The sequence below is a fragment of the Flavobacterium sp. CFBP9031 genome, assembly GCF_034044945.1.
GTDB lineage: Bacteria > Bacteroidota > Bacteroidia > Flavobacteriales > Flavobacteriaceae > Flavobacterium.
The window spans coordinates 321832-341355 of record NZ_JAXCWF010000003.1; the positions used below are offsets into that span (position 1 = coordinate 321832).

A 19524-nucleotide genomic window follows, 5' to 3' on the forward strand; every position below is an offset into this window, starting at 1 on the left:
AAATTCGTGAATTCGTGGCAAAAAAAACTAAAAAAAGGAGTAAATTGGTCTAAAATATTTTAGAAGAATGCAAAACTTGATTAAAAGAATTATAGGTGTTGGTGTTATTGTTTTAATAATTGTTCTGGGGTTTAAATATTGCCAGTTCAAAAAAGAAGACGATTCAGATATTCAGTACAATACCAATCTAATTCAGCAGCAGATTCTTAACGTTGGGAAATTGGTGGTAACCGAAGGGCATTTTTCAGAAGTCATTACCTATAAAAATCAGCAGAAATATTTGATGGACATGATTTCTTTTGAGAAAAAAGCGCTTATTGTAGTCAATGCAAATGTGACGGTTGCTTACGATCTGCATCAGATGAAATATGATATTGACGAAAAAAATAAAACCATTACGATTTTAAATATTCCAAAAGAAGAAATTACCATAAACCCAGATATTCAGTTTTATGATGTTGAACAAAGTAAACTGAATCCGTTTACGGGCGACGATTACAATAAAATCAACAAATCGGTAAAAGCCAATCTGGCTAAGAAAATCGAAAAATCTACCCTAAAAACCAACGCCCAAAACCGATTAATAAGCGAATTGTCTAAGATTTTAATCATGACCAATTCAATGGGCTGGAAACTAGAATACAACGGAAAAACTATCGAGTCTGAAACGGAGCTGACTCAGGATTTGAAGTTGTAAAGTTGTAAAAAAGAATCTCGCAAAGACGCAGAGTCGCAAAGAATTTTTGCCACAGATTAAAGGATTAAAATGATTTAATACCAAATTCTTGGATAGTTTTCATACACAGACTTTCAGGAATCTTGCCATTTCGACGAAGGAGACTCGAGCGATAGCGAACAGGCGAAGCAAATCTCCACGAGAAGCTCGACAAAGATTGGTTTTTCGTTGCTGAGTTACTTGCGGAGATTTCTCCTTCGTCGAAATGACAAATATTATGTTATTTACTTAATAAAAACCTTCGCGCCTTAGTGCCTTTCTAGCAAATCAAGCAATAGAACGATCAAAAATCAAATCCAATCCACCAGAAATTAAATGCGCAATTTCGGGACGTCTTTCTTTCAATTGATCCAGATATACCAAAACTTCTTGCAAAAGCTGTTTCTCATCTGAATCTTTCAAAAGCTCGGCAATTTCAATATTTAACAGCCAGTCATTTGAATGATTGCTTTTGACTTTTTCAAAGACCGATTTCAATTCCGATTTAGAGTCTTTATTATTTCTTATGTTTCTAACTGTAGCATATAAAACTTCCAATTCATCACGCTCGTCAGTATGTTTCGCTTTAATCGTTTTTGTTGAAGGAACAATATTAATTAAATCAAAACTATTCACATCGGCTGGGCCAGAGAATGCAGAAATCACTTTTTTACCAATTGCCATATCGTAATTGCCCCATTCAGGTTGAAACAAAATAGTTTCTCCGTGAGTAACGGTACAATTTTTAAAACTGATCAGAATGATTTCTCCATGTAAGTTTCTAGAACCCGTAATAATTTCGCCCTCCACAATAATATTGCCTTCAAATTCCAGTTTTACAGTTTCGTTTTCTACAATACTGTAAGCCTGTAAATCCTTCGGACTCATATCTTCAATCGCCAGATTAAAGCCTTTCAGTTTCCCGATCGGACTTCCAAATCCATGAGGATGCGTTAAAGTTCCATGACCAACTAATTCTTTTTCGCGGTAAGAAAGAGCTGTTTTTCCAGTTGTTTGGATGTATACAGGTTTTCCTTCTTCTTCAATTACATTGGTAAAAACTCCAGAAATTTGTAAACCTGTACTTAATTCGATTGTTCCTAAAGCATTCGATTGAATCAGTTTCTGAATACCAGATAAACCTCCAGTTCGTAAAGCCATTTTATTAGCAAATTCTTCCAAAATCAAACTCAAATAAGAAAAATTTGGAGTTACATATAGCTGAGGTTGCAATTGTGTAATATCAAAATTCTGATTGGCAGCAGAAATATCATAAGGGATTTTCTTCACATTATCTGTCATACACCAAGCGCTTTCTCCAATAGAAGAAAGTAATCCTGCGCCATAAATTTTTGGATTTTCAACCGTTCCAATCAAACCGTATTCAACGGTCCACCAGTGTAGGTTTCGAATTTGAGCCATTTCAGATAATTCGCCCATGTTGTTTTGCAAATCGGCAACCGCTTTTTCGGCTTCATCGATTTTTTCTTGTGGCGTATCTTCTGCTTCTTTTAAAATAGAAAGCAGACGAATCGCTTCATACATTTGATAATCTTTATGAGAAGAAATCGCTTTACAGCCAATTTCGCCAAAACGTCTCAAATATTCCGCATATTCTGGATTGGCAATAATAGGAGCGTGACCAGCACCTTCGTGAATGATGTCTGGAGCAGGAGTATATTCAATATGTTCTAATTGTCTAATGTCTGAAGCAATAACCAAAACGTTATAGGCTTGAAATTCCATAAAAGCATTTGGCGGAATAAAGCCATCAACTGCAACCGCAGCCCACCCAATTTCACTTAGAATTCGGTTCATGCCGTACATGCTCGGAATAGAATCAATTTCGATTCCTGTTTTACGTAAACCTTCTAGATAAGAATGATGCGCCACTTTAGAAAGATAATCTACATTTTTGCGCATAACATATCGCCAAACCGCTTGATTGATAGGAGTGTAGTCACTATAATCTTGAGGTTTGATAAATTGCTGTAAATGCTTCGGCAATCTCTCTAATAACGGATTGGTTTCAATATTTGGATTCATTTCGAAAACGTTGTAGATTAAAATGTAAAATTACGAATTTAAGACTCGATTTTTTATCATCCATCGCAAAATTTTTATTCGAAATTGACTTTTATTGCATTTTTGTAGATTTTTAAAGAGCTGAAATAAATGCGATTTTAGCAGTCGTTATTATCAAAACTTACTCTTTCCATCGTTTGTTGATAGTTTTCAATCTCTTTTTTGGTCATTGGAGTTTCTTTTACCTCTACTTTCAATTGTTTTTTAGCATCAGGGCTAATCCATAAACCAGTGAAAGTATTTCCGCTTTTCTGTAAAATTAAAACACCACTGAAATTGTGTTCAACCATAACAAACTCATTTTCTTTCTTTTTGTTTTGAGTAGGATAAATTTGAATCCAATTTTTTGATTTATTGTAACGATACATTGCCGCATAGCTTAAATCGGCATTGCATTGATTTTCTGATGTCTGAATGTAAAGTGTAATCGGGGTTTTTCCGTCGACAGTTCCTTTGTATAAATTAGAAGCTGGTGTTTGTGCTGATAATTGGTTTAAAAATGAGAAACAGATTGCAATAAAGAAAATAACTTTTTTCATAAATAAAAGAATGTAGATTTGGGTTTAATTCATTTTATCAAATATAAAGTTCTGCTTTTTAATTGAAGGAATTTTTTTAAGATTTTTTTATTGCATTTCTCATTTCATTTTCTACATTTCTAAAATACTCAATTTTATGGCTAAACATAAAAGCCATATTAGTAGCGCGCATTTTGGCTTCTTCGGTTATTGGTCCTGCAAATTGCGAATCGATTGTCGAATTAAAAATATCGATCCAACGGTCAAAGTGCGTTTTGTCTACTGGTAATTGTTTATGAGGAGGAAAAGGTGTTCCAGAGTAAGCACGAACATCAAACAGAATTGTCTGCCAAAAGTTGTACATTTTTTGAAGATGAGGTTCCCAGCGATCTTGTAGTTTATCATTAAATATCGGCCCGATTAAATCGTCCTTTCTAACATTTGCATAAAAGCTATTAACCATTTGCTGAATGTCTTCTATTGTCGAAATATCTTTTAAAGCTGTCATTTTATTGTATTTTAAGTAAACTACAAAAATACAATATATCTTTCTTTTATGTCCCTGATAATTGTCATATGCCCTTTATTTGCTCGTAAAATGGCATTTTGTAAGGAATTGTATAGATTTTTTATTTTATGATGAGTTATTTCGATTTTAATAGGTAAGTTTTTTATGATTTTTAATTTTTTAAAATATTGTTTTTCAGTGTTTTGAAAAACGATTAGATGCGTTTTTGTTATATCAGTTTTTTTAATTTGATGTGTATTTGTAAAGTATTAAAAATAACAATATTGCAAAAATACTCATAATATTGTGCTGTTTTAGTAAAATAAAACTGAATAAATAAGAAAAAACTAATTATCAAACCAAAACCACAAAAGAATGCACAAAACTACTCAAACACCTACAATTCGGGTAAGTAAAGCGTTGAAACTATTATGTTGCGGTACGCTTTTATTCATGAACAGCTTAAATGCTCAGACGGTAACTCCGTGGATGACCACAGGAGATCAAACGAAACTATTACAACAGCAGGCAACAGTAAGTTTTGGAACCAATTCAGGAATCAATCCTTCTACGGTAACTGTAAATGCAGGAACAACGTATCAAACCATGGATGGGTTTGGTTATACCCTTACCGAAGGAAGCTGCGAAGTCATTGCTGGAATGGCTGCCACTCAGCAAAATCAATTGTTGAATGATTTGTATAATCCAACAACAGGATTAAATGCAAGCGTCGTTCGTATCAGTATTGCCGCTTCAGATTTAAGCAGTTCTTCTTACAGTTACAACGAAACTTCAGGCGATACAAATATGAACAATTTCAGTTTGAACGGACCAGATTTAACTTATTTAGTTCCGATCATTAAAAAAATCTTACTGATTAATCCTAACATCAAAATCTTAGCAACCCCTTGGTCGGCACCACGATGGATGAAAACCAATGGTTCTTGGGTTGGAGGTTCGTTGCAAACACAATATTATGCGGCGTATGCGAAATACTTCGTAAAATATTTTGATGCTATGAAAGCACAAGGTATTAATATTTGGGGAATTACACCGCAAAATGAACCGGAAAATCCAAACAACGAACCAAGCATGCTGATGAATTCTACAGAACAAAAGAATTTTATCAATCAACAGCTTGGGCCTCAAATGGCAGCAGCAGGTTATGGCAACATCAAAATTATTGCTTTTGACCACAATTGCGATAATACAGCTTACCCGATTGATGTTTTAAATAATAGTTCTTATGTTGACGGAGCAGCATTTCACTTGTATTTAGGAAATATTGCAGCAATGTCGACTGTAAAAAATCAAACCAACAAAAATGTTTATTTTACAGAACAATACACTGGTGCAGGCGGAAGTTTTAGCGGTGATTTTGGCTGGCATATGCAAAATGTTGTAATTGGAAGTACAACAAACTGGTCGAAAACAGTTTTAGAATGGAATGCTGCCAATAATCCAAGCTATGGTCCGCGTACTCCAGGTGGGTGTACCACTTGTTTAGGTGCGATTACAGTTAATAATAGTACAAGCTACACTAAAAATGTAGCCTATTATATTATTGGTCAAATTTCTAAATATGTTAAACCAGGTGCTGTGCGAATTGGTTCTTCAAGCACAAGTGGCACTATTTCTTCAGTTGCATTTAAAAATCCTGATGGTTCAACCGCACTAGTAATTTATAATTCAGGAGGATCATCAAATACGATAAAAGTAGTTTCAGGATCGTCAGCATTTAATTATGCAGTTCCCGCTTCTTCTGCAGTTACTTTTACTTGGGGAGCATCAAATCCAGTTGCGGTTACAGGAGTTGGTGTAAGTCCGACTTCCGCAACACTTACAGCGGGTCAGTCACAGCAATTGACAGCGACAGTTTCTCCAAGCAATGCTACCAATACAGCAGTTAATTGGAGCTCTAGCAATACATCTGTTGCAACAGTAAACTCAAACGGATTGGTTGCTGCCATCGCTGCAGGAAATGCCACTATTACAGCGACTACGGTTGACGGAGCAAAAACCGCAACTAGTGCAATTACTGTAACAGCTGGTTCAACAGGTTTTCCGGGATATTATAACATTATTTCAAGAAACAGTAATAAAGGTTTAGATGTTGCAGATAATGCTACAACAAGCGGAAGCAGAATTCAACAATATGATATTACAAATGGAGGAGGGAGTAACCAACGCTGGAAGTTTGTTTCTGACGGAAGCGGTAATTATTACATCATCGTAAAATCGACCGGAATGTATTTGGCGGTTGAAAATAACGGAACCGGAGATGGATTAAAAGTACAGCAGAAAACTTTTTCATCTTCAAATGAATTCAAATGGACGGTAACCAATCTTGGAACAGGATATTACAAAATTATAAACGTAAACAGCGGTAAATCGCTTGATGTAGAAAATGTTTCGACAGCAAATGGCGCTAATATTCAAGTTTGGGCTTATACCGGAGGTCTAAATCAGCAGTGGCAGTTGGTGCAGGTTGAATCTTCTACAGCAAAAAGCGCTTTAGCTCAACCAGCTGTTGAAAATACAAGTTCAAATGATATGATGATTTTTGTCGATGAAACAGATGATTCTTTAAAAATCGATACGAATCATGAGGGAGATGCAGATGTACAGATTTTCAATATCACTGGGCAACCTGTTTTAAAGAAAAATGTAAAATTTATAAAAGGAAATCAAGCTGAAATTGAAATTTCTCGATTACCAAAAGGAGTTTACGTGGTAAAAGTGAGCGACAATAAAGGCTCTTATTCGAAAAAAATCTTGAAGCAATAATTTACAATCCACAATTCAATTAGTAATTTGTATTGAATGTGAAAAGGCTGTCATCCCATCTGACAGCCTTTATTTTTTATTTATCCGATCAATTGTGTAAACAGATCTTGATTATCATTTAAGTATTGAAACTCAAAACCATTTTCGGTCATTTTTATTTTAATAGGCATAATGTCATTTTTGTTTTTCAATTCTAAACCAACGACAACAGAACCAACTTCTCGACTGTTTTTCTTAGCAAACTGAAAATACGTGATGTCGTCATCAGGCCCTAAAATATTATTGACAAATTCTTTTAAAGCTCCCGGACGCTGTGGAAACTGAATCATAAAATAATGCATCAAACCTTCATAAAGTAGAGAGCGCTCTTTTATTTCGGCAGTTCTTTCAATGTCATTATTGCTTCCGCTTACAATACAAACTACATTTTTTCCTTTAATTTTAGCTGCATAAAAATCTAAAGCTGCAATTGTTAATGCTCCTGCTGGTTCAACAACCATTGCTTCTTCATTATACAATCTTAAAATTGTAGTGCAGACTTTTCCTTCGGGAACCAAAATTATATCTTCCAGATTATAACGGCAGATTTCAAAAGTTTTATCTCCAACTTGTTTTACAGCAGCTCCATCTACAAATTTGTCAATTGTTTTTAGTGCCGTATTTTTGTTTTCTTCAATCGAAGTTTTCATCGAAGGAGCGCCTTTTGGTTCAACTCCAATTATTTTGGTATGCGGACTTAAATGCTTAAAAACCTCAGACAAGCCCGAAGCCAATCCGCCGCCTCCGATTGGAACAAAAACATAATCGATAGGTTCTTTACAACTTTCTAAGATTTCTAACCCAACAGTTCCTTGTCCAGCAATTACTTTTTCATCATCAAAAGGGTGGATAAATGTTTTATGATTTTTGATAGCATCAGCAGTTGCAGAAGCATAAGCGTCATCAAAAGTATCTCCAGTTAAAACAATTTCTACAAACGATTTTCCGAATAACTGAACTTGTTTTACTTTTTGTTTCGGAGTTGTTTTGGGCATATAAATTTTGCCTTGAATCTTTAAAAGATTGCAAGAATAGGCAACACCTTGAGCATGATTTCCTGCGCTGGCACAAACAATTCCGTTTGCTTTTTCTTTTTCATTTAACGAAGAAATCTTATTGTAAGCACCCCGAATTTTATACGAACGAACAATTTGCAAATCTTCTCTTTTTAATAAAATAGTAGATTCAAATTCGTCTGAAAGATTCAAATTTTGGGTTAGAGGCGTTGCGGCAACTACATTTTCAAGCTGCTTTTGGGCATTAAGTACTTCGTTAAATAAACTCATGAGAATTTGTTTTTTTGCCACGAATTCACGAATTATTTTTGATAATCTTTGAACATATAAATTCGTGAATTCGTGGCTGTTTAAAATTATTTTTAAAATAAAAAAACCTCCCAATTGGGAGGTTTCTATAAATTATATTTTACAAACTTATATAACACCTCGCCATTACTGCTGAATTGCAATAATGCTAATAATAGCGATAATAATGTTGTTAAAGTTTTTCATTTTTTTAGCTGATTGAGTAACAAATGTATTAATTATTTCTGGAAAGTTCACAACTATTTAAAGTTTTATAAAAGCTGAGAACTACCAATTGAGACTGAAAACTATTTTTTAACTGGCGGATATTGAGCTAAAATTTTGCCTACAAACTCAGCAATTTTCTCATCTTTTTTATCGATGTTTCTTGTCAAAGTTCCAACACCTTCACCTTGCCAGATCATTTCTTTCTTTTTAGCATCGATCAAATCAATGTATAAAGTCCCTTCAGTAGAAGTAGACACGGTAGTCTGGTTACCACCATACATCATATAAGGATTCCAACCCCAGCCCCAGCCGTAACCCCAGCCAGCACTAAATTGGTTTACATCTACTTGCTCTCTGGATTTTGTAAAAATATTGATCAGTAAATCAGGATTGTCACTTTTTGTAAATCCTTTAGCTTGCATTTGATCATCAATAGCGCGTAAAATTCTTCTTTTGTCTAAGTCTGATATTTCAACCTTGTCAATTCCGGGCTTAAAGTAAGCGTATGTTTTATACGGCGCAAAATCGACAGTTTTGTCATAATCAGAATAAACAGTCACAGTACTGCAAGAAGTAAGTATCAGCAGTAACAAAAACGGAATTAACTTAAGTGTTTTCATATATCTAAGAATTAATGTTCTTTTTAAGTTTGTCAAACTGAGCGAGTGAAAGTCCTTTCATTTCTGTAAGCCCTCGATTTCGCTCAGTATGACATTATGTTATTTTAAAGCAAACTTTCGTCAACTAAATTAGGTAAAGTCACTTTTAATAAAGGTTCAACTTCCATGGCTCTTTTTATGGCAAAAACAGCACCTTCATTTCGAGCCCAGCTTCTTCTTGAAATTCCGTTGTTAACATCCCAGAAAAGCATTGATGCTAAACGTTTTGAAGCCTCTGTAGAACCATCAAGAACCATACCAAATCCGCCGTTTATAACCTCGCCCCAGCCAACTCCGCCTCCATTATGAATAGAGACCCAAGTTGCTCCTCTAAAGCTGTCTCCAATTACGTTATGAATTGCCATATCGGCTGTAAAGCGAGATCCGTCGTAGATGTTGGAAGTCTCTCTATAAGGAGAATCAGTTCCTGAAACATCGTGATGATCGCGTCCTAAAACAACCGCGCCAATTTCACCTTTTGCAATTGCCTGATTAAAAGCTTCAGCAATTTTAATTCTGCCTTCAGCGTCAGCATACAAGATTCGAGCCTGTGAACCTACAACCAATTTATTTTCCTGTGCGCCTTTAATCCATTTAATATTATCCTGCATTTGTTGCTGAATTTCATTTGGAGCAGTTTCAGCCATTTTTTCCAAAACTTCGCAAGCAATCGCATCTGTTTTTAATAAATCTTCAGGTTTACCTGAAGTACAAACCCAACGGAAAGGACCAAATCCATAATCAAAACACATTGGGCCCATAATATCCTGAACGTAACTTGGATATTTAAAATCGATATTATTTTCGGCCATTACATCGGCTCCTGCACGAGAAGCTTCTAATAAAAAGGCATTTCCGTAATCAAAAAAGTAAGTTCCTTTTGCGGTGTGTTTGTTAATAGCATCTGCGTGACGGCGTAAGGTTTCCTGAACTTTTTCTTTAAATAATTCTGGATTATTGGCCATCAAATCATTGGCTTCTTCAAAAGAAATTCCAACTGGATAATAACCACCAGCCCACGGATTATGAAGTGAAGTCTGGTCTGAACCTAAATCAATTTTGATGTTTTCCTGATCAAAACGTTCCCAAACATCAACCACATTTCCTAAATATGCAATCGAAACGGTTTCTTTATTCGCTTTCGCTAAAGTTACTCTGGCAACCAATTCGTCTGTAGAAGTTACCACTTCATTAATCCATCCTTGTTCGTGACGGATTTTAGTAATTTTCGGATTTACCTCAGCACAAACCGTAATGCAACCTGCAATATTTCCTGCTTTTGGCTGTGCCCCCGACATTCCACCAAGACCAGAAGTTACAAATAAACTTCCTTCAGGATTTTGTTTTATTTTTCTAAAACCATTTAAAACCGTAATTGTCGTTCCGTGTACAATTCCTTGAGGGCCAATGTACATATAACTTCCAGCCGTCATTTGTCCGTATTGAGAAACTCCTAACGCATTCATTTTTTCCCAATCGTCAGGTTTCGAGTAATTCGGAATCACCATTCCGTTGGTAACCACAACTCTTGGCGCTTCTTTATGCGAAGGAAACAATCCCATCGGATGCCCAGAATACATGGTTAAAGTTTGTTCATCTGTCATTTCAGACAAATATTGCATCGTCAATAAATACTGAGCCCAGTTTTGGAAAACGGCTCCATTTCCTCCATACGTAATCAATTCATGCGGGTGTTGTGCCACTGCATAATCCAAGTTGTTCTGAATCATATGCATAATCGCTTTCGCTTGCAATGATTTTCCTGGATATTCGTCAATTGGTCTTGCATACATTTTGTAATCTGGACGAAGACGATACATATAAATACGGCCGTATTTTTCTAATTCTTCTGAGAATTCAGGAAGTAATTCGGCGTGATGTTTTGGATCGAAATAACGTAAAGCATTTTTCAGCGCCAACTTTTTTTCTTCTGCCGAAAGAATTTCTTTTCGTTTCGGAGCATGATTAATTGCTAGATCGTAAGCCTGTTTTGATGGTAGTATAGAAGGTATTCCTTGTTGTATTTGTTCTTTGAAAGTCATTTTTTAGAGATGCTAAGTTGCTAAGATATTGCGGTTAGATTAACAACAGATTAATTTTTGTTTTTTTAATTATGCCGCCCCGCTGGGGCTTAAATGTGACTGACGGTTAATTTGTTCTATAAATATTTAGCTCTTCTGGAGCTGATAAAATAAAGACTTGCAAATGCGAAATATTTATAGAAAAACAGTAACCCCAATATAAAAGCTCCAGAGAAGCAAAATATTAGCCGATGAAATTGGAATTTAAAATTTATTTTAATTACCTCATTTTCAAATTGCCTCATTGGCAAATTGTCACATTTTCTAATTAAAAAGAGCTAGGGATAACGGATATCCGACCTATGATACGATTTGTAAATCGTAATCTTAAACTTTCTTGAACGAATATCCATTTATAATTTTAGATTTTAGATTGTTGATTTTAAATTGGAATTTGGAATTTAAAAAATTGGAATTTTAAATATAAACTTCCTCATTAACACAAAACGGCATTTTTTTATTTTCAAAAAGCGCAATAATATTTTGAGCTGCGCAAATCGCCATTGCATTTCTAGCTTCATAAGTTGCAGAGCCAATATGTGGTAAAATGCAACAATTAGGAAGTGATAATAACGGATTATCTGATTTCATTGGTTCAGGATTGGTAACATCCAATCCTGCGCCCCAGATTATACTATTCGTTAGCGCCTCAAATAAATCATTTTCATTATGAAATTTTCCTCTTGCCGTGTTGATGAAAATCGAATTAGATTTCATTTTAGCAAAAGCATTTTTATTGAAAATTTCGTTATTTTCTTCTGTATAATTCGAATGAACACTCAAAACATCACTTTCTGCAAGTAACGTTTCAAAATCTACATATTTCGCATCCAATTCTTTTTCGGCAATTTCATTATGAGAACGATTGTGGTAAATTATGTTCATTCCGAATGCGGCCTTACATTTTTTAGCCATTTCAAAACCAATTCTTCCCAAACCGAAAATTCCCAGCGTTTTACCGTAAAGTTCCTGTCCTAAATTGGCCAAAGGGTCAAAACTTCCCCAATCATTATTTAAAATTCTTTTATGATTGAAAAATGACTTTCTCGCAACACTTTGCATCAATAAAAAAGCAACATCCGATGTCGCTCTGCTTAAAACATCGGGCGTATTTCCAACAGGAATTTTTCTGCTGTTTGCCGATGGAATATTGACAGAATCAAATCCGACAGAAAACAAAGCAATTCCTTTTAAATTGGGACATTGCTGAAAAAAATCTTCATCAAACTTGTTTGTGCCAACATTCAGCAACGCATCATGTTCTTGACAGATTTTTATAAACTCTTCTCTTGACAATGCATTTTCTGTTGGATTTATTGTAAAGGTAATGCCTTTGTCTTGAAGCAATTTAATGCCATCTTCTGGTATATTTTTATTGATAAAAACCTTCATCCTGTGGTATTCTAATTTTTATTTATTCTTCCTGTTTTTTTATCATATCCGTACGGACAGTGGCGACAACCGCTTTTGCAACAATAACCACGTTTTAAATGATGTTTTTCAGTAAAGCATTTGTAACCTTCGGGCGTATAGTAAAAATCTTCGCCTTCGATTAATTTATTTTCATTACTTTGCTCTTTCATAAATCTGCTTCGGGTTCTTTTTCGGATAAACTAAAATCAAAAATATAAATATTTGATTATGATTTTATTGAAATCGAACAATTTTATAGCTACAAATTTATAAATTTTACAGCCAATGTTTCTGATTGTTGCTAAATATTTAATTCCGAAAGGGTATCGAGGAATGACTTTATTTCCTTTCGTTTTAGTTAAATATGATTTTGATAAAGCAAACGGGACTTTTGTAAATCATGAAAAAATACATTTGAGGCAACAGCTAGAAATGCTAGTTCTGCCATTCTTTATTTGGTATGTTCTGGAATTTTTAATTCGTTTAATTCAATACAAAAACAAAGATCTAGCGTATCGAAATATTAGTTTTGAAAGAGAAGCTTACACAAAAGAAACCGATTTAAATTATCTGAAAAATAGATCTTTTTTCCAGTTTCTACATTACATTAAATTAAAATGAATCCAGTTTTCAATCAATCCATCAATATTCAATTTCCGAATGATATTTCGTTGACTATAAAGCGTGAAGATCTCATTCATCCTTTTGTTTCGGGGAATAAATTTAGAAAACTGAAATACAATTTACTTCAGGCGAAAGCCGAAAATAAAACCACTTTACTGACTTTTGGCGGAGCATTTTCCAATCATATTGCAGCAGTTGCTTATGCGGGAAAAGAACAAGGCTTCAAAACCATCGGAATAATTCGAGGGGATGAACTTTTAGATAAAATAGAAGAGAATCCAACTTTGAAATTTGCCCAAGAAAACGGAATGCAATTTGAATTTGTTTCAAGAGAAGATTATCGTTTGAAAGGTGAAAAATCTTTTATAGAAAAGTTGAAAGATAAATTTGGCGATTTTTATTTGGTTCCAGAAGGAGGTACAAACGAATTGGCAGTAAAAGGCTGCGAAGAGATTTTAACCGAAGAAGATTCGGTTTTTAATTACGTATGTTGCGCAGTTGGAACAGGTGGTACGATTTCGGGATTAATTAATAGTTCGTTGCAAAACCAGAAAATTTTGGGCTTTCGAGCGTTAAAAGGTGACTTTTTAACCGATGAAATTCGTATTTTTGCAAAAAAAGATAACTGGAATTTAATTTCTGACTATCATTTTGGAGGTTATGGAAAGATAAATTTAGAATTAATCGAATTTATTAATGCTTTTTTTGAAGAAAATAAAGTACCCTTAGATCCAATTTATACAGGAAAGATGGTTTTTGGCGTTATAGATTTAATCAGCAAAAATTATTTTCCTGCACATTCAAAAATTCTACTCATTCACACAGGCGGATTGCAGGGAATTGATGGAATGAATATAAAGTTGAAGAAGAAGAAATTACCAATACTAAAAACTAATGATTAAAAAAATTGTATTACTTCTCTTAATATTAGCTTTAGCAAGCTGCTCTTCTAGTAAGCCTGCTATCGCGACGACTAAAAAAGCGGCAGCAGTTCAAACTCGAACGGCAGCGACAAAAAGAAGTACTCCTGTTAAGCCAATCGGTAAAAATTATCCTTCTACAAATAATACAACTGAGGTTATTCAATCTACTTCCAAAACAGTTGTTACCAGCGATTTGATTAGTAATTATGTGTTGCTTTACAAAGATATTGCAATGGGAAACATGAAAACCTACGGAATTCCGGCGAGTATTATTTTGGCGCAGGGAATTTTGGAATCGGGTGCAGGTAGAGGTGATTTGGCTGTAGATGCTAATAATCATTTTGGTATAAAATGTCATAATGATTGGTTAGGAGAAAGTGTTCGCCATGATGATGATTCGGCTCAGGAATGTTTTAGAAAATATCCTCAGGCATCAGAATCGTATAGAGATCATGCTTTATTTTTGGTTGGAAAAAAGCGATATGCAACTTTATTCACTTACGAAAAAGACGATTATAAATCTTGGGCAAAAGGATTGAGAGCAGCAGGTTATGCAACAGATCCGAAATATCCAGATAAGTTGATTAGTTATATCGAACGTTATAATCTGCATCAATATGATTGTCAGGTTACAGGAAGAAACTATGTTCCGATAAATACTTCGGCTCCACCAAAAAAATCATCTTATGATGTCGCTTCTGATCCAAAGATCAATATGAATCAATACGATCCGAATTTATATGAGGTTCAAAAAGGAGATACATTGTATTCCATTTCAAAGAAATTCAATTTATTGGTTGAGGATTTAAAAAGAAAAAATAATCTAACGGATAATGCTATTTCAATTGGACAGAGACTTAAGGTTAAGTAATTAAGTGGTCAGTTTTTAGTGTTCAGTCTCATTGGCAGTTTTCAGTTCTGTTGAAATTAATCTAGAAATTAAAATAGGTTTTCAGTTTTAATCTAAAATCTGAATTCTAAAATCAAAAATAAGAATGTTATATAAAAGAAGTAGTCAGCTTTTTGCTGAAGCAGAAAAAGTAATTCCGGGAGGAGTAAATTCACCAGTAAGAGCATTTAAAGCCGTTGGCGGAACTCCGATTTTTGTAAAAAGTGCCAAAGGTGCTTACTTATATGATGAAGACGGAAACAAATTAATAGATTATATTAACTCTTGGGGACCAATGGTTTTAGGTCATGCGTATCAGCCAGTTGTTGATGCTGTTATTGAAAAAGCAAAACTAGGAACTTCGTTTGGTATGCCAACTGAATTGGAAACTGAAATTGCAGCTTTGGCTGTTTCTATGGTTCCAAATATTGATAAAATTCGTTTTGTGAATTCGGGTACAGAAGCTTGTATGAGCGCAATTCGTTTGGCTCGCGGATTTACAAAAAGAGATAAAATTGTAAAATTTGCTGGTTGTTACCACGGACATTCGGATTCATTTTTGATTCAGGCAGGAAGTGGAGCCGTAACTTTTGGTTCGCCAAATAGTCCTGGAGTTACAGAAGGAACTGCAAAAGATACTTTGTTAGCCAAATACAATGATTTGGAGAATGTAAAAACTTTAATCGAAGCTAATAAAGGAGAAATTGCAGCTATTATTATCGAAGCTGTTGCAGGAAATATGGGATGTATTCTGCCTGCAAAAGGTTTCCTTGAAGGTTTAAGAGAACTATGTACTGCAAACGGAATCTTATTGATTTTTGATGAGGTAATGACAGGTTTCCGTTTAGCTCGCGGAGGTGTTCAGGAATTATACGGAATCGATGCCGATATCGTGACTTTCGGAAAAGTAATTGGTGGAGGACTTCCAGTTGGAGCTTTTGCTGCACGCGAAGAAATCATGAATTACTTAGCGCCGCTTGGGCCAGTTTATCAGGCTGGAACATTATCAGGAAATCCGTTGGCTATGGCAGCGGGATTGGCAATGCTAAAAGCACTTGATTCGGATAGAGAAGTTTTTACTCGTTTAGAAGAAAAAACAGCTTATTTAGAAGCAGGAATTGACAGAGTTTTAAAATCAAATAATGTTGAGTTTACGATCAATAGAGTTGGTTCTATGATCTCGGTTCACTTTGATGCCAATCCAGTTACTGATTTCCAAACTGCTGCAAAAGGAGATAACGAAACATTCAAGAAATTCTTTCACGGATTATTGCAAGAAGGTGTTTACATCGCACCATCTGCATACGAAACGTGGTTTATTACAGATGCATTAACTTACGAAGATTTAGATTTTACAATCAATGCGATTGATAAAGTATCGAAAACATTTTAAATAATAAAAAAGAGGCTTTCAAAGCCTCTTTTTTTTGCATCAAATTAGATTTTATCTTTTTTGTGCTCTTTCATTTTATCCCTCATTTTGTCTTTTTTCTCTTCTTGCAGGGCTTTCCATTTTGTGTATTGATCAGCTTTTAAGATCGATTTCATTTTAGCATCATTTGCTGCGATTTCGTCTTCCATTTGTTTTTTGAAAGCCGCTTTTTCTTCAGCAGTTGGTTTTGTGTTGCTATCTTTTTTTTCTTTTCTAGCTTCTCTAAATTTTTCGGCTTTTGCACTTCTATCTGCTAAAAGCTGCTTTACCTGCGCTTGCTGACTAGCATCTAGACTTAATTCTGTAGTTAGTTTTTGAAGCTGTTTCTCATTACGCTGTTCTGGAGTCATTCTCTCTCTTTGCTCACGCGCCGGTTTTTGATCCGTTTCTTGTGCAAAACTTGCTATTCCAACAAATAACATAGCTGCGATAAATAATTTTTTCATATTCAAGTTTTTTAATTGTTTACAGATTAGACTTTATTAATTAAAACAGGTTTAATCGCTCTTTTGAAATTGTGTTTTATTTAACAGATTGATTACCAGTTTTTATAAGAATGAATTTAAATAAGATTATTATAACGCTAAATATTTGACAGTAAGTACTTTGCTTTGGATATTTTTTTTAACTTTAGTAAACTATTGCTTTTCTGTTGTTTAGAAAAAGCAATTTCCATGATTCCCATATTTCAGTAATAGATTTTCAAAAACACAATTTAATACTTTATTCTATGGCAGATCTTTCCCAAGCCCACCGCATCCTTTTTTTAAACACTTTGGCATTTGCAATCTGTTTTGCATGCTGGACACTCAACGGAGTACTGGTTACTTTTTTAGTTGATAAAGAAATTTTTAACTGGAGTGTCGTACAGATCGGATGGCTTTTAGGGATTCCTGTTCTTACAGGATCGATTATGAGATTGCCAATGGGAATTTTAACCGATAAGTTTGGAGGCAGAATTGTGCATTCTGCTTTATTGATTTTGGCATCAATTCCATTGTTTCTTTTACCTTTTGCGACTTCTTTTACTGTTTTTGCTATTCTAAGTTTCTTATTCGGAATGGTCGGAACTAGTTTTGCTGTAGGCGTAGCTTCAACTTCTGTGTGGTATCCAAAAGAATGGCAAGGAAGAGCTTTAGGAATTTTCGGAATGGGAACTGCAGGAGCCTCAATTACACCATTTCTTGCACCTTCTTTATTAAGTACATTCTCAGAAAGCGATCCTGAAAATGGTTGGAAATGGCTTCCTATTCTATACGGTTCTGCTTTATTATTGATGGGAATTGTATTTCTGATTTTTGCCAAAAACAAAAAAAGCGAAGCACAGTCCAAAACGGTAAAACAATTATTACAGCCTTTAAAGAGCGTGCGTGTTTGGCGTTTCGGAACTTATTATTTCTTAGTATTTGGCTCGTTTGTTACTTTCTCACAATGGCTTCTGCCAAATTTTATGAATGTCTATCACACCACTTTAGTTTTGGGCGGAATCTTTACTTCTTGTTTTAGTTTACCTGCAGGTGTCGTACGCGCTTTTGGAGGTTTTTTATCGGATAAATTCGGGGCTAGAAAAGTGATGTATTGGGTTTTGAGTTCTTCAGTCGTTTTAAGCTTTTTACTATTGTTTCCGAAAATGGATATTACAACATCAGGAAGCGGGTTGTTATCTAGCAAAGCAGGAACAGTTACGTCTGTAGCACCAGATAAAATAGTAATAGATGATAAAGAATATAACATCGCTCAAAAAGATGAAAGTCAGCCACATTCTAAATTTTTCCCATCCAAAAAAACATGGCAGGAAGTGGTTGTAGAGCAAAACCAAAAAGTGCAAAAGAAAGATTTATTGGCAGAAGGAATTACACAAATTCATTTTGAAGCCAATATGTGGGTGTATTTAGTTTTGGTTATTCTAATAGGAATTTCGTGGGGAATTGGTTCTGCTGCTGTTTACAAACATATACCAGATTATTTTCCTAATGAAGTTGGGGTAATTGGTGGAATGGTCGGACTCTTAGGTGGTTTAGGCGGATTCTTCGGGCCTATTATTTTCGGGTATTTATTATCATTTACCGGATTCTGGACGAGCTCATGGCTTTTTATTCTGGCGTTATCTCTGACTTGTTTAATCTGGATGCATCGTGTAATTGTGAAAATGACAAAAGAAAAACTGCCTGAAATGGCTAAAGATATTGAGCGAAAATAATCTGTCATGAAAGAAAAAACATTTAATACAAAAGCTTTATTAATTGCAACGGCCGCTTCGGTTTTTATGGTCGTATTGGTTTTCTATGGATCAAGAAAACTGCAAAATTTTGATGCGGCTTTGGTTACCTATCTGTTCGGAACTCTGTTTGCATTTTTCGGAGTGGTGTATCGATACACGGTTTGGCTGCAGCGACCTCCAACTTGGATGTATTTCAAACGCGGCATTCAATTTCTCTTTACAGGAAAAGTCTTTTCGCATTTATGGTTTTTAGGGAAAGAATCGGTTGAAAATATTGCTTTTCAGAAATTTATTTATCCAAGAGGAAAATACAGATGGCTGGCTCATTTTTGCATTGCAATTGGCTGTTTTTCGGCTTTTGCTATTACTTTCCCGCTCACATTTGGATGGATTCATTTTACCTTGGCACCCAATTCTATTTCTGTTTACGAAGCCCATTTTTTTGGTTTTAAAGTAATGGATTTCAGATTGGATTCTATTATGGCATTTCTGACTTTCCATGCCTTAAACTGGTCTTCTTATCTGGTTATTTTCGGTTCTCTTTATTATTTAAGAAGACGTTTAACCAATCCAGGGTTAATTGCCACACAGACTTTTGAAGGCGATTTACTGCCACTTCTTTTATTAATTGCCATTTCGGTTACTGGTTTATGCCTAACGTATTCGTATCAGTTTATGAAAGGGTTCGCGTATGATTTTCTAGCTGTAATTCATGCCGTAACGGTTATTATGTTTTTGATATGGATTCCCTTTGGAAAGTTCTTCCATATTATTCAGCGACCGGCTCAAATTGGTGCGCATATTTACAAAAAGGAAGGAATGAAAAAAGGAATGGCTATCTGTAAAGAAACCGGAAAACCTTTTACAACTCAGCTTCACATTGATGATTTGAAAATTGTAACGAAACAATTAGGTTTTGACTTTAGTGATGATGAAGGAAATTCACACTTAGATTTAAGTCCCGAAGGAAAACGAGATCGTTTAGCGAAAGCACATTTAAAAGCAAGAATTGAAGGCGGAAATTTATTTGGATAAAAATATAGTTTCAAGTTTAAGGTTTCAAGTTTCGTAGCAGAACGTGAAACTTGAAACATGAAA

Annotated in this window: 17 protein-coding genes; 8 read left to right on the forward strand and 9 right to left on the reverse strand. The window is 34.8% G+C overall.

What is annotated here, in order from left to right; all coding sequences use genetic code 11:
• Positions 1–67: 67 nt before the first annotated feature.
• Positions 68–697, forward strand: a complete 630-nt coding sequence (locus SOM12_RS07180) for a DUF4230 domain-containing protein (RefSeq protein ID WP_320492904.1) — start codon at positions 68–70, stop codon at positions 695–697.
• 306 nt (positions 698–1003) lie between these two features.
• Here the strand turns inward: SOM12_RS07180 and SOM12_RS07185 are convergent, their stop codons facing one another.
• The 3 genes from SOM12_RS07185 to SOM12_RS07195 form a co-directional block, all read right to left on the reverse strand.
• Positions 1004–2761, reverse strand: a complete 1758-nt coding sequence (locus SOM12_RS07185) for an aromatic amino acid hydroxylase (RefSeq protein WP_095928723.1) — start codon at positions 2759–2761, stop codon at positions 1004–1006.
• 137 nt (positions 2762–2898) lie between these two features.
• Positions 2899–3339, reverse strand: a complete 441-nt coding sequence (locus SOM12_RS07190; protein WP_095928724.1) for a hypothetical protein — start codon at positions 3337–3339, stop codon at positions 2899–2901.
• 76 nt (positions 3340–3415) lie between these two features.
• Complete coding sequence (locus SOM12_RS07195) at positions 3416–3826, reverse strand: group III truncated hemoglobin (protein WP_095928725.1); 411 nt, start codon at positions 3824–3826, stop codon at positions 3416–3418.
• Between the two features lie 375 nt (positions 3827–4201).
• On the opposite strand from SOM12_RS07195, the gene SOM12_RS07200 reads away from it, so the two are divergent.
• A complete protein-coding gene (locus SOM12_RS07200; protein WP_320492905.1) occupies positions 4202–6613 on the forward strand; it encodes an RICIN domain-containing protein in 2412 nt (803 codons plus the stop codon).
• Positions 6614–6693: 80 nt separating this feature from the next.
• Here SOM12_RS07200 and ilvA read toward each other — a convergent pair whose 3' ends face one another.
• The 5 genes from ilvA to SOM12_RS07225 form a co-directional block, all read right to left on the reverse strand.
• Entirely contained in the window at positions 6694–7938 is a 1245-nt protein-coding gene (gene ilvA, locus SOM12_RS07205; RefSeq protein WP_095928815.1) for a threonine ammonia-lyase IlvA, read from the reverse strand.
• Positions 7939–8264: 326 nt separating this feature from the next.
• Positions 8265–8804: a DUF4136 domain-containing protein gene (locus tag SOM12_RS07210; RefSeq protein WP_095928727.1), complete on the reverse strand. Its 540-nt coding sequence runs from the start codon at positions 8802–8804 to the stop codon at positions 8265–8267.
• Between the two features lie 104 nt (positions 8805–8908).
• The gene (locus tag SOM12_RS07215; protein WP_320492906.1) at positions 8909–10885 is read right to left on the reverse strand and encodes a urocanate hydratase; all 1977 of its coding nucleotides are present in this window, start codon (positions 10883–10885) and stop codon (positions 8909–8911) included.
• A gap of 456 nt (positions 10886–11341) precedes the next feature.
• Positions 11342–12316: a 2-hydroxyacid dehydrogenase gene (locus SOM12_RS07220; protein ID WP_095928729.1), complete on the reverse strand. Its 975-nt coding sequence runs from the start codon at positions 12314–12316 to the stop codon at positions 11342–11344.
• 11 nt (positions 12317–12327) lie between these two features.
• Positions 12328–12507 carry a DUF5522 domain-containing protein gene (locus SOM12_RS07225; protein WP_095928730.1) on the reverse strand — a complete coding sequence of 60 codons (180 nt, stop codon included), beginning with the start codon at positions 12505–12507 and terminating at the stop codon, positions 12328–12330.
• A 115-nt stretch (positions 12508–12622) separates the two neighbouring features.
• Between SOM12_RS07225 and SOM12_RS07230 the strand changes: the two genes are divergently transcribed.
• The 4 genes from SOM12_RS07230 (at position 12623) to hemL (ending at position 16166) form a co-directional block, all read left to right on the forward strand.
• Positions 12623–12958, forward strand: coding sequence for a hypothetical protein (locus SOM12_RS07230; RefSeq protein ID WP_095928731.1), 336 nt, complete (start codon positions 12623–12625; stop codon positions 12956–12958).
• Positions 12955–13863, forward strand: coding sequence for a 1-aminocyclopropane-1-carboxylate deaminase/D-cysteine desulfhydrase (locus tag SOM12_RS07235; protein WP_320492907.1), 909 nt, complete (start codon positions 12955–12957; stop codon positions 13861–13863). Before SOM12_RS07230 ends, SOM12_RS07235 begins: the two co-directional genes overlap by 4 nt.
• The gene (locus SOM12_RS07240; protein ID WP_320492908.1) at positions 13856–14755 is read left to right on the forward strand and encodes a glucosaminidase domain-containing protein; all 900 of its coding nucleotides are present in this window, start codon (positions 13856–13858) and stop codon (positions 14753–14755) included. The genes SOM12_RS07235 and SOM12_RS07240 overlap by 8 nt, the downstream gene beginning before the upstream one ends.
• 124 nt (positions 14756–14879) lie before the next feature.
• Positions 14880–16166 (forward strand): glutamate-1-semialdehyde 2,1-aminomutase, encoded by a 1287-nt coding sequence (hemL, locus tag SOM12_RS07245; protein WP_320492909.1) that lies wholly within the window; start codon positions 14880–14882, stop codon positions 16164–16166.
• A 44-nt stretch (positions 16167–16210) separates the two neighbouring features.
• On the opposite strand, the gene SOM12_RS07250 is transcribed toward hemL, so the two are convergent.
• Positions 16211–16651 (reverse strand): hypothetical protein, encoded by a 441-nt coding sequence (locus SOM12_RS07250; RefSeq protein WP_320492910.1) that lies wholly within the window; start codon positions 16649–16651, stop codon positions 16211–16213.
• Positions 16652–16935: 284 nt separating this feature from the next.
• Here SOM12_RS07250 and SOM12_RS07255 point away from each other — a divergent pair, with 284 nt between their 5' ends.
• Both SOM12_RS07255 and SOM12_RS07260 read left to right on the forward strand, forming a co-directional pair.
• Positions 16936–18405, forward strand: coding sequence for an MFS transporter (locus SOM12_RS07255; RefSeq protein ID WP_095928736.1), 1470 nt, complete (start codon positions 16936–16938; stop codon positions 18403–18405).
• Between the two features lie 6 nt (positions 18406–18411).
• Positions 18412–19461, forward strand: a complete 1050-nt coding sequence (locus tag SOM12_RS07260) for an MFS transporter (RefSeq protein WP_320492911.1) — start codon at positions 18412–18414, stop codon at positions 19459–19461.
• The last annotated feature ends 63 nt before the right edge of the window (positions 19462–19524 follow it).